Here is an 11,983-nt window from a genome sequence, read left to right as displayed (position 1 = left end):
TGAATCCTGCCGGGCTCATGGAGTCCGGCCTGATCCAAACCAAAGGCCCTGATGACCGGGCGGTGTGCCGCCAAGTGGTCGGACGGAATGTCAGACCTCCTCGCCGCCACCGCTCTCCTCGTCGGCTGCCTGCTCTTCTTTCGCGTCCTTCGCGGTCGCGGGCGTCGCCCCCGGCTGGGGTTCGGCCACGGCCACCCGTGCGGGACGGATGGTGCGCTCGCCGATCCGGTACCCAGGCTGCAGGATCGCCACGCAGGTCGTCTCGGTGACGTCCGGCGCGTACGAGTGCATCAGGGCCTCGTGAATCGTCGGGTCGAAGGGCTCGCCCTCCTTGCCGAACTGCTGCAGGCCGAGCTTGGCGACGACCGTCTCCAGCGATTCGGCCACCGACTTGAACCCGCCGAGGAGCTCGCCGTGCTCCCGGGCCCGGCCGACGTCGTCGAGCACGGGCAGGAGCTCGGACAGGAGACCCGCGACTGCGATCTCCTTGACCGTGACCCGGTCCCGCTCCACGCGGCGGCGGTAGTTCTGGTATTCGGCCTGGAGCCGCTGGAGGTCGGCCGTGCGCTCGGCGAGCGCGGTACGGACCTGGTCCAGCTGTGCCGTCAGACCGGCTGTCTGGTTCGCGTCCCCGGCGGGGGCCGCCGCCTCCTCCGAAGAGGGGGTGGCGGCCTCCGTCCCGGCGTCTTCAGAGGTGGCGCCGGAGGGGACGTCGGGCTTCTCCTCGAAGCCCGGAGTCTCCTCGGTCACGCCGCACCGCCCTTGGTGTCCTTCTCGTCGTCGACGATCTCGGCGTCGACGACATCGTCCTGAGCGTCGCCCTGGGCCTGCTCGGTACCCGGCTGCGGGCCGCCCTCGGCCTGGGCGTTGGCGTACATCGCCTGGCCCAGCTTCTGGGAGACGGCCGCGACCTTCTCGGTGGCGGTACGGATCTCGGCGGTGTCCTCGCCCTTGAGCTTCTCCTTCAGCTCGGTGAGCGCGGTCTCCACCTCCGTCTTCACGTCGCCGGGGACCTTGTCCTCGTTGTCCTTGAGGAACTTCTCCGTCTGGTAGACGAGCTGCTCGCCCTGGTTGCGCGACTCGGCGGCCTCGCGACGGCGGTGGTCCTCGTCCGCGTACTGCTCGGCCTCTTCGCGCATCCGGTTGACCTCGTCCTTCGGCAGCGAGGAGCCACCGGTGACGGTCATCTTCTGCTCCTTGCCGGTGCCGAGGTCCTTGGCAGCGACGTGCATGATGCCGTTGGCGTCGATGTCGAACGCGACCTCGATCTGCGGCACGCCACGCGGGGCCGGCGGCAGACCGGTCAGCTCGAACATTCCGAGCTTCTTGTTGTACGCCGCGATCTCGCGCTCGCCCTGGTAGACCTGGATCTGCACGGACGGCTGGTTGTCCTCGGCCGTCGTGAAGATCTCGGAGCGCTTGGTCGGGATCGTGGTGTTGCGCTCGATGAGCTTCGTCATGATGCCGCCCTTGGTCTCGATACCGAGAGACAGCGGGGTGACGTCGAGCAGCAGGACATCCTTGACCTCGCCCTTGAGGACACCGGCCTGGAGCGAGGCGCCGATGGCGACGACCTCGTCCGGGTTCACACCCTTGTTGGCGTCCTGGCCGCCCGTGAGCTCCTTGACGAGCTCGGCGACGGCCGGCATACGGGTCGAGCCACCGACGAGAACGACGTGGTCGATCTCGGAGAGCTGGATGCCCGCGTCCTTGATGACGTTGTGGAACGGGTTCTTGCAGCGGTCCAGGAGGTCCGCGGTGAGCTGCTGGAACTGCGAGCGCGTGAGCTTCTCGTCCAGGTGCAGCGGGCCCTCGGCCGACGCCGTGATGTACGGCAGGTTGATCGAGGTCTCCGTCGAGGACGACAGCTCGATCTTCGCCTTCTCCGCGGCCTCGCGGAGACGCTGGAGAGCCATCTTGTCCTTGGACAGGTCCACGCCGTGCCCGTTGGCGAACTGCTTCACCAGGTAGTCGACGACGCGCTGGTCCCAGTCGTCACCACCGAGGTTGTTGTCACCGTTGGTGGCCTTCACCTCGACGACGCCGTCACCGATCTCCAGGAGGGACACGTCGAAGGTGCCGCCACCGAGGTCGAAGACGAGGATCGTCTGGTCGTCCTTGTCGAGCCCGTACGCCAGCGCGGCGGCCGTCGGCTCGTTGACGATACGCAGGACGTTCAGGCCCGCGATCTCGCCGGCCTCCTTCGTCGCCTGACGCTCGGAGTCGTTGAAGTACGCCGGGACGGTGATCACCGCGTCGGCGACCTTCTCGCCCAGGTACGACTCGGCGTCACGCTTCAGCTTCTGCAGGATGAAGGCGCTCATCTGCTGCGGGTTGAAGCTCTTGCCGTCCAGGTCGATCTTCCAGTCAGTGCCCATGTGGCGCTTGACGGAGCGGATGGTCCTGTCGACGTTCGTCACTGCCTGGCGCTTGGCGACCTCGCCGACCAGAACCTCGCCGTTCTTCGCGAAGGCGACGACGGACGGCGTGGTCCTGGCGCCTTCGGCGTTGGTGATGACGGTGGGCTCGCCGCCTTCGAGAACGCTGACGACGGAGTTAGTCGTGCCCAGGTCGATGCCGACCGCACGTGCCATTTCAATTCCTCCTACTGACTACTTGAGTGGATCTGGCTCAAGGATGCATGACATCGCTCCCGGAGTCAACAGACCTGAGTCGAGGCGACTCAACTATCGTGCACACACCCCGCGCCACCAGCGAATTGTGCACTTTTGTGACGGCGGACACACGTCACATACGGGTCACACAGGGACGGATTCGAGTCGGCCCCGGGGCGACACCTGCCCGCCCCGGGGGCCACACACCCCTCACCATCATCGCGTCATGGGATCGTTCTGTCACAAAATGCCGCGAGCCGCACAAAACCGGCGCCCGATCCCAGCAGTCGACCCCAGGCAGGTGCGAACGATGCAGACGCAGAGGCCGAGACAGCGGCAGATGCCGAGGCAGGGGCGGAGGCCGGCGCGGCGTGCGTGGCAGCCGCCGAGGCAGCCCCGCACGGCGAGCGCCCTCGCGGCCCTGAGGGCACTGGCCCCGGCAGCACTGCCGCGCCCCACCTCCAAGCGCGCCCTGGACCTGCTCCTGGGCTCGGCCCTCCTGCTCCTGGCCGCCCCCGTCCTCGCGGCGGCCGCCCTCGCCCTAGCCGTCGTGCGGCGCCCCGGCGGCGTCCTGACACGCTCCCCCCGCACCGGACTGGCGGGCAGGCCCTTCGTGCTGCGGTCGCTGAGCACCCGGCGACTGCGGCTGGACAGGCTCTCCCGGCTGCCCCACGTCGTACGCGGCGAGCTCTCCCTGGTCGGCCCCGAACCGCTCGCACCGGGCGACGAACGGGGCGCGGCCGCCGGTGCGCGGGACTGGCGGCGGGAGCTGAAGCCCGGACTGACCGGCCTGGCGCAGGTACGCCACCGCTCCACGATGCCGTGGGACGAGGCGGACCTCCTCGACCAGCACTACGCCGAGCACCACCGGATCGCCCTGGACCTGGCGATCCTGGCCGAGGCCGTGCACACGCCGGTGCGCAGGGCGGTCCGCGGCCTCACCCGGCACGGCCAGGCTTGCCTGAGCGACACAGATCACCGCCTGCCCAACTACAGCGCGGCAGAATAAGTGGATAGTGTCAGCACAGACTGATTAAGTTACTGCTTAGTAATTCCCAGTACTCGCCAGTGAACGCTGGATCCCACCCTCGCAGGCCCGAGGAGCCCCCAAATGCAACTCGCCGCGATCATCGTGTCGCTGGTGCTGACCGTGGTCGGCGTTGCGCTCATCGCCCGAGCCGTCGCGCAGATCTACCGGTTCGTCACGCTCGGACAGCCGGTCCCGGCCGGCAGTCGCACCGACAACCCGAAACAGCGCTCGATCACCCTGGCCAAGGAGTTCCTCGGCCATACCCGGATGAACCGGTGGGGGATCGTCGGCTTCGCGCACTGGTTCGTCGCCATCGGCTTCCTGACGCTGCCGCCGACGCTGCTCCAGGCGTACGGACAGCTCTTCAAGGCCGACTGGGTCCTCCCGATCATCGGTGAATGGCTGCCGTTCGAGCTGTACATCGAGTTCATCGGGCTGATGACGACGGTCGGCATTCTCGTACTGATCGCCATCCGGCTGCTGAACCTGCCCTCCCGGGCCGGCCGCAAGTCGCGGTTCGCGGGCTCGAAGGCCTGGCAGGCGTACTTCGTCGAGTACGTCATCCTCGTCATCGGCCTGGCGATCCTGACCCTGCGCGGTCTCGAGGGCGCGATCCACCACGTCGACGGCTACGGGGCCGCGTACTTCGTCTCGTACCCGCTGGTCCTCGCGTTCAAGGGACTCGCGCTCGGCACGCTGCAGAACCTCATCTACTTCACCGCGATGATCAAGATCGGCGTCTCGCTGATCTGGATGATCACGGTCGCGCTCAACACCAACATGGGTGTCGCCTGGCACCGCTTCCTCGCCTTCCCGAACATCTGGTTCAAGCGGAACGCCGACGGGGCGGTCGCCCTGGGCGAGCTGCAGCCGATGACCTCGGGCGGCAAGGCGATCGACTGGGAGGACCCGGGCGAGGACGACACCTTCGGTGTCTCCCAGGTCGAGCAGTTCTCCTGGAAGGGCATCCTCGACTTCTCCACGTGTACCGAGTGCGGTCGCTGCCAGTCGCAGTGCCCCGCCTGGAACACCGGCAAGCCGCTCTCCCCGAAGCTCCTGATCATGTCCCTGCGCGACCACGCGCACGCCAAGGCCCCGTACCTGCTGGCCGGCGGCGGCAAGGACATGGAGGGCAACGAGAAGGCGACCGCGGAGCAGCTCAAGGACGTCCCCGCGGCCGCCCTCGCGGAGGCCGAGCGCCCCCTCATCGGGACAGCCGAGGAGAACGGCGTCATCGACCCGGACGTGCTCTGGTCCTGCACCACCTGCGGTGCGTGCGTGGAGCAGTGCCCGGTCGACATCGAGCACATCGACCACATCGTCGACATGCGCCGCTACCAGGTGATGATCGAGTCCGCGTTCCCGTCCGAGGCGGGCACGATGCTCAAGAACCTGGAGAAGAAGGGCAACCCCTGGGGGCTCGCCAAGAAGCAGCGCGTCGAGTGGACCAAGGAGGTCGACTTCGAGGTCCCGATCGTCGGCCAGGACGTCGAGGACCTCTCCGAGATCGACTACCTCTACTGGGTCGGCTGCGCGGGCGCCCTGGAGGACCGCGCCAAGAAGACGACGAAGGCCTTCGCGGAGCTCCTGCACATCGCGGGCGTCAAGTTCGCGATCATGGGCGGCGACGAGAAGTGCACGGGCGACTCGGCCCGCCGCCTGGGCAACGAGCCGCTGTTCCAGCAGCTCGGCCAGGAGAACGTCGCGATGCTGAACATGGCGTTCGGCGAGGACGACGAGGACGACTCCACCAAGAAGGCGAAGTCCCAGAAGAAGATCGTCGCGACCTGCCCGCACTGCTTCAACACCATCGCGAACGAGTACCCGCAGCTCGGCGGCGAGTACGAGGTCATCCACCACACGCAGCTGCTCCAGCACCTGGTGGACGAGGGCAAGCTGATCCCGGTGACACCGGTCGAGGGTCTGATCACGTACCACGACCCCTGCTACCTGGGCCGTCACAACAAGATCTACTCGCCCCCGCGCGAGATCATCGCCAAGGTCCCGGGTCTGCGGAACGAGGAGATGCACCGGCACAAGGAGCGCGGCTTCTGCTGCGGCGCCGGCGGTGCCCGGATGTGGATGGAGGAGCGGATCGGCAAGCGCGTCAACAACGAGCGCGTCGACGAGGCTCTCTCCCTCAACCCCGACATCGTTTCCACGGCCTGCCCGTTCTGCCTCGTCATGCTGACCGACTCGGTCAACGGCAAGAAGAACGACGGCAAGGCGAAGGAGTCGATCCAGGTGGTCGACGTCTCGCAGCTGCTGCTCGACTCCGTGAGGACTCCGGCCGATCCGGCGGGCGAGCCGGAAACGGCGGACACCCCGGAGCCGGAACCGGTGAAGTAACCGGTACCGCGCCACCGCGGTGCACAAGCGGCCGGACCTGCCTCGGGGGCAGGACCGGCCGCTTCTGCTTTCCCGCCCCGGTGACGCATCATGTGGGACGGCCACCGGGACGGGTGCGCACCGACGGATGGACGAGAGGTACGCGCCGCAGGGGGATGCGCGGGGTGTACGCGGCGTGCGAGGCATACGAAACGGACGAGGTACTCCAGTGCGGATACGTATCGCAAGGGCGACGGCCACCGCTGCGGCCGGCTGCGCCTGCGCCCTCCTGCTGACGGCCTGCGCGGGCTCCCCGGCCTCCGGGCCGGGCAAGAACGGCGACGCCCCGCCCACCGCCCTGTCCGGCCTCGCGGGCGCTGAGCGCCGGCCCGTACCGCACGGCAGCGGCAGCCACACCCCCGACGACTTCAACGGCGACGGCCGCCGCGACCTCGTCCTCAACAACCTGGTGAAGCCCGCGGCCGACAGCCACGGCGACGACGCGGGCATCGGCATCGTGTACGGCTCCGCCTCCCGGGGCCTCGACCCGTCGGTACGCCAGCTGCTGAGCGCGCACGCGAACGCCGCCAGGATCGGCGGCACCCTCCCGTCGGCGTTCGACGCCGAGGCCTCGTGCGATCTGGACCAGGACGGCTTCACCGATCTGATCGTGGCCACCGACCCCCCGTACAACGGCATCGGCCGCCCGCCCGTACCGCTGCAGATCCTCTTCGGCTCCCCCGCGGGCCTCACCGGGAAGGCGGTCGCGCTCCGCATCCCGGACCGGGCCCGCTTCGGCAACGAGTGGCCCGACCACCCCGTCTGCGGCGACTTCGACGGCGACAGGAAGCCCGATCTGGCCGTGACGGCGAGCTCGGGCCGGCTCAGCTTCCTGCGCGGCCCCTTCACCCGCGACGGCCGCCCGCACGCCGCCGGGGGCACCATCCCGGGGGCCGGCCCCGCGCTGTCCGCCCCCGAGCCCCGGGCGGACACGAACGGCGACGGCTACGACGACCTGGTGTACGCCGCCCGCCCCCACGAGCCCGGCACGGCCGCCAAGGGCGCCCTGCTGCTCGGCAGCCCCGACGGACCGGGCCGGCCGGGCGGCCCGTACCGCTTCAGGGCCCCGGCCGGAGAACTCCCGGCCGCACCGCTGCACCGCAAGGCAGCCCCCACCACCGACCCCGCCGACCCCGCCGGCTCCCCCGCCCCGGCCTCCGCGGAAACGACCCTCCTGATCCGCTACGCGGACTTCGACGGCGACAAGAAGCCGGACACGGTGGTGCGCACCCACCGCGGCGAGACGGCGGACCTGATCGCCCTGTACCCGGCGGCCGCCCCGGACCGCCCGCTGATCACGTTCACCAGCGCACTGTTCAACGCGGGCTGACCACACGCCTCGCGCACCCGGCGGGACCCTGTGGAGAGCACCCCGGGGTTCCCTTAGGGGATGTCACAGCTAGGCCGCAAAGGCGGGCCAGTTCCCCCGCCCCACCCACCCGCCCCGGACGGACCAGGTACGTTCGATTACGTGGCTGGATTCAGGATCGGACGCGGCCGGGACAACCGCACCCCGCAGCAAGCGCAGCAGCAACCGCGGCAGCAGCCGTACGGCAATCAGGCACCACCGCCGTACGGACAGCAGCAATGGCCGCCGACGGGAGGAAACAGCGCCCCGCACAACAGCGGCGGCTACAACGGCGGTGCCCCGAACAACGGCGGCCACCACCCGGGCGGCGGTTACAACGGCGGCGGCTACAACAGCGGCGGTTACAACAGCGGTGGAGCCGACGAGCCGGAGTACTTCTCCGACCCGTACCCCCAGCCCCACCAACCGCAGCACCCCCAGCAACCGCATCAGGGCGACCCGTACGCCAACAACCCGGGCCACACCCAGGCCTTCAGCATCAACGAGGACCCCTACGGCGACGGGAACACCTATCGCGCCGGCCAGGCCCCCGTCCAGCCCGCGGGCCCGCGCCTGCACTGGAAGCAGCTGCTGAGCGGCATGGTGACGCGCCCTGCCCCGACGTTCTGGCAGATGCGCGACTACCCCGTCTGGGGCCCGGCGCTCATCGTCACGTTCCTCTACGGCCTGCTGGCGCTCTTCGGCTTCGACCAGGCCCGCGACGACGCGATCCACTCCCCCGTCGGCAACGCCATCCCCTACGTCATCATCACGGGCATCGGCTTCGTGCTCGGCGGCCTGGTGCTCGGCGCGGTCACCCACACACTCGCCCGCCAGCTGGGCGGCGACGGCGCCTGGCAGCCGACGGTGGGCCTCTCCATGCTGATCATGTCGATCACGGACGCCCCCCGCCTGATCTTCGCGCTGTTCCTGGGCGGCGAGAACTCCCTGGTCCAGATCCTCGGCTGGCTGACCTGGCTGGCCGCGGCTGCGCTGCTCACCTCCATGGTGAGCAAGTCCCACGACCTGCCGTGGCCGAAGGCGCTGGGCGCGAGCGCGATCCAGCTGATCGCGCTGGTATCGATCCTCAAACTGGGCACGATCTGACCCGACCCGAAAAGACCCCCGAGGCCATGCGGCCCCGGGGGTCTTTCACGTCCCGTCCACGTCCGCACAGCCATCCGCCGCCGCGTCCGCGTCCGCCATGGCTCAGGCGTCCAGAACCTGCCCGCTGCGCCGCACGACGGGCTTCTCCACACTCCAGGGGAAGTTGATCCAGCGATCGGTCTTCTTCCACACGTACTCGCACTTCACGAGCGAGTGCGACTTCTCGTAGATGACGGCGGACCGCACCTCGGCGACATGATCGATACAGAAATCACGCACCAGCTTCAGCGTCTTCCCGGTATCGGCGACATCGTCGGCGATCAGGACCTTCTTGTCCGAGAAGTCGATGGCGTTGGGCACGGGCGCCAGCATGACGGGCATCTCCAGCGTGGTGCCCACCCCCGTGTAGAACTCCACATTCACCAGGTGGATGTTCTTGCAGTCCAGCGCGTACGCCAGCCCGCCCGCGACGAAGACCCCGCCCCGCGCGATGCTCAGCACCACATCCGGCTCGTACCCGTCGTCGGCCACGGCCTGCGCCAGCTCCCGCACGGCAACCCCGAAGCCGTCGTACGTCAGGTTCTCCCGCGCGTCATCGCCCATCGGGCATCACACCTGCGTCCGGTGGAAGTTCATGTACGAACGCGACGCGGTCGGACCGCGCTGCCCCTGATATCGCGACCCGTACCGCTCGGAGCCGTACGGGAACTCCGACGGAGACGTCAGCCGGAACATGCACAGCTGACCGATCTTCATCCCGGGCCAGAGCTTTATCGGCAGCGTCGCCAGATTCGACAGCTCCAGGGTCACGTGCCCGGAGAACCCCGGATCGATGAACCCGGCCGTCGAATGCGTCACCAGCCCGAGCCGGCCGAGCGAACTCTTGCCCTCCAGCCGCGACGCGAGATCGTCGGGCAGCGAGATGACCTCGTACGTCGAGGCGAGCACGAACTCACCGGGGTGGAGGATGAACGCCTCGTCCCCGTCCGGCTCGACGGTGCGGGTCAGATCGACCTGCTCAATGGCCGGATCGATATGCGGATAGCGGTGGTTCTCGAACACCCGGAAGTAGCGGTCGAGCCGCACGTCGATGCTCGACGGCTGCACCATCGACGTATCGAAAGGATCAATACGTACGCGTCCGGCGTCGATCTCGGCCCGGATGTCCTTGTCTGAGAGAAGCACCCACCGAGGATACGCAGAACGCGCGGACCCACCCACATCGGGCCGCCCCGCGCGCCTGTCGCCACCTTCCCGGAAGCCCTACCGCTCCTCGAACACCACCGGCACGGCATGCCGCAACCGGGCGCAACGAGGACAGCGGATAAGCCGCCCGGGACCGATCCGCCCGGACCCGAGCTGCTGCATCGGGAACGAGGCGGTAGCGAAAACGTGCCCTTCGGCACAGCGGACGACGGTGCGCTCCAAGGAGTCCATCAAGTCCCTTCCCCATCAAGCCGTGGACGAGAAAGCCACATTAGGGGATGAACAGGACGCCACTCCACGCGGCACTCCGACGCCCCACGCTACGCCCCCAACTCCCGCCCCACTCACCCGCATCCACCCCTCAACACGACACACCCCCACCACGCCCCACGCCTGGGCCCACACATCGAGGGGCCCGCAATGGGGTACAGTGTCGGACGATGCGTTGCTGGTCAGCCAGTGCGCCACGCGGGTGTAGTTTAATGGTAGAACATGAGCTTCCCAAGCTCAGAGCGCGAGTTCGATTCTCGTCACCCGCTCCGTGATGAAGGCCCTGGTCTCCGACCAGGGCCTGTTTGTTGTCTAGACCATTTTCAGAGCCCGTGCCATTCGCGTGCCATAACGGCCTCCCGAGCCGCATCCATAGTGGATGCGTCACCCCTCAGGGCGGGCGAGGCACCAGCGGGTGAACCGTCGCACCTGCTGGCCGGAGTTCGTGAACAGCGACTCGACCAGGTCGACACCGGCACAGGCCCCGCGAGAGAGAACCGGGCCGTGCGCCCGTCACCTCTCACCCGTCACCTCTCACCCTGCAGCTCGACACACGCGCAAGCCGCGTCATGGGTACCGTGCTGGAGACGAACTCTGTACGGACAGACCGGTGATCGCGCCGGGGCGTCCGGCGGCCGGGAGGTGTCCTGATGCTGGAGGAAGCCGAGGAGATCGGCAAGCGCGTCCGCAGGGCGAGGCTGCGGTTGGGCATACCGCAGGCCGACCTGGCGACAGCCCTGGGGAAGTCGCAGGGCTGGGTATCGAAGATGGAACGTGGCCTGATCGAGCTGGACCGGGTCGGGCTGCTCAACCAGGTGGCCGCGGAACTGCACATCCATCCGAACGACCTGATCGGACGCCCGTACAGCAGCTCCCCCGACGACAACCAGTGGCAGGTCGCCGCCTCGTCGATCCTGCGCGAGCTGCGCCGCTACGACCTCGTCCCCGTCTTCGACGGGGCCCCGCGGCCCGCATCACATCTGTGGCGTGAGGTAACCCGGCTTCACCGCCTGCGGGACACCGCCTCAAACGTGGCAATTCTCCGGGTTCTCCCGGACCTGTTCCGCGAGGCACGCGCCCTGGCGGAGGACTCGGAGGGACACGAGCGGGAGGAGGCGTACGCCATCTACGCCGTGTGCTGCAAGTTCGCGCACACCGCCGCCCACTCCCTCGGGCACCCCGAACTGGTCGCCATGACCTGCGAGCGGGCCGCATGGTCAGCCAGGTTGTCGGGAGATCCGGTGCTGCCTGCCGTCGCCGACTGGATGAGAGTCTGGGACATGTGGGCGACGGCTGACTGGGCCGACGCTCTGGCACTCTCGGACAAGGCGATCACCTCGGTGGAGCAGGAGTACGACCGTGGCGAGCAGCTGGCCGTGCGGGCCTGGGGCACGCTGCAGCTGCGGGCCGCGGTCTCTGCCGCCCGAGCCGGCCGCGCCTCGGAGGCCGAGGACCGGATCGGACACGCGAAGGTTGCTGCCGAGCGCATGGACGCGTACGTCGGGGCACCGGTGTACGACCGGCATTCGCTGACGTTCTCCGCCGGGAACGTGCAGATCCACGCGATCAGCGTGGCCCTGGAAATGGGCAAGCAGGGCAAGGCACTGGAGATAAACCGCCGTACCAGCCCGGGGCTGGTGGGTTCGCTGCCCAACTCCCGTCAGGGACACCACCACATGGACGTCGCGCGCGCCTGGCTGTGGGACGGGAACCGGGGAAAGGCCCTGGCAGAGTTGGAGACGGCCGAGCGGATCGCGCCCCAACTCGTACGGAACCACCCCATCGCCCGCTCGACGCTTCGCAGCATCGTCTACGCGGAACGAGCAGTCACGCGGGAGAAGCTGCGGCGCATGTCCGACCGCTTTCACCTCGACGGATAGGGGTCGTATTCCTCCGGCTCATATTCGAGGGTTGCCCTGTCCCTAACTTCAGGGCATGACGCGACGACATTCTCCCCACCTTCCCTCCCAGGGAGCCGGATTAGGTACCGCAGCTCCCTTCGTTGCCCGGCTCGGCGAC

General features: G+C 68.5%; 9 protein-coding genes and 1 tRNA gene. 6 read left to right on the top strand and 4 right to left on the bottom strand.

Annotation, left to right across the window (positions count from 1 at the left end; all coding sequences use genetic code 11):
* Positions 1-90: 90 nt before the first annotated feature.
* Complete coding sequence (gene grpE / locus OG322_RS19650; RefSeq protein WP_123460205.1) at positions 91-750, bottom strand: nucleotide exchange factor GrpE; 660 nt, start codon at positions 748-750, stop codon at positions 91-93.
* Positions 747-2,594 carry a molecular chaperone DnaK gene (gene dnaK / locus OG322_RS19645; RefSeq protein WP_123460206.1) on the bottom strand — a complete coding sequence of 616 codons (1,848 nt, stop codon included), beginning with the start codon at positions 2,592-2,594 and terminating at the stop codon, positions 747-749. Before dnaK ends, grpE begins: the two co-directional genes overlap by 4 nt.
* 331 nt (positions 2,595-2,925) lie before the next feature.
* Here dnaK and OG322_RS19640 point away from each other — a divergent pair, with 331 nt between their 5' ends.
* The 4 genes from OG322_RS19640 (at position 2,926) to OG322_RS19625 (ending at position 8,488) form a co-directional block, all read left to right on the top strand.
* A complete protein-coding gene (locus OG322_RS19640; RefSeq protein ID WP_329306747.1) occupies positions 2,926-3,624 on the top strand; it encodes a sugar transferase in 699 nt (232 codons plus the stop codon).
* 102 nt (positions 3,625-3,726) lie between these two features.
* The gene (locus OG322_RS19635) at positions 3,727-5,994 is read left to right on the top strand and encodes a (Fe-S)-binding protein (protein WP_123460208.1); all 2,268 of its coding nucleotides are present in this window, start codon (positions 3,727-3,729) and stop codon (positions 5,992-5,994) included.
* Between the two features lie 208 nt (positions 5,995-6,202).
* Positions 6,203-7,363 carry an FG-GAP repeat domain-containing protein gene (locus tag OG322_RS19630; RefSeq protein WP_329306746.1) on the top strand — a complete coding sequence of 387 codons (1,161 nt, stop codon included), beginning with the start codon at positions 6,203-6,205 and terminating at the stop codon, positions 7,361-7,363.
* 141 nt (positions 7,364-7,504) lie between these two features.
* Positions 7,505-8,488 carry a Yip1 family protein gene (locus OG322_RS19625; protein ID WP_329306745.1) on the top strand — a complete coding sequence of 328 codons (984 nt, stop codon included), beginning with the start codon at positions 7,505-7,507 and terminating at the stop codon, positions 8,486-8,488.
* A 102-nt stretch (positions 8,489-8,590) separates the two neighbouring features.
* Here OG322_RS19625 and OG322_RS19620 read toward each other — a convergent pair whose 3' ends face one another.
* Complete coding sequence (locus OG322_RS19620) at positions 8,591-9,091, bottom strand: phosphoribosyltransferase (protein WP_123460211.1); 501 nt, start codon at positions 9,089-9,091, stop codon at positions 8,591-8,593.
* Positions 9,092-9,097: 6 nt separating this feature from the next.
* The gene (gene dcd, locus OG322_RS19615) at positions 9,098-9,673 is read right to left on the bottom strand and encodes a dCTP deaminase (protein WP_123460212.1); all 576 of its coding nucleotides are present in this window, start codon (positions 9,671-9,673) and stop codon (positions 9,098-9,100) included.
* Between the two features lie 489 nt (positions 9,674-10,162).
* Here dcd and OG322_RS19610 point away from each other — a divergent pair.
* A tRNA-Gly gene (locus OG322_RS19610) sits at positions 10,163-10,233 on the top strand.
* A gap of 381 nt (positions 10,234-10,614) precedes the next feature.
* Positions 10,615-11,844 (top strand): helix-turn-helix domain-containing protein, encoded by a 1,230-nt coding sequence (locus tag OG322_RS19605; protein WP_329306744.1) that lies wholly within the window; start codon positions 10,615-10,617, stop codon positions 11,842-11,844.
* The last annotated feature ends 139 nt before the right edge of the window (positions 11,845-11,983 follow it).

It is taken from the genome of Streptomyces sp. NBC_01260 (assembly GCF_036226405.1).
Taxonomy (GTDB): Bacteria; Actinomycetota; Actinomycetes; order Streptomycetales; family Streptomycetaceae; genus Streptomyces; species Streptomyces laculatispora.
Note: the sequence above shows the minus strand (reverse complement) of the source record. Positions and strands in the feature narration are given on the sequence as shown.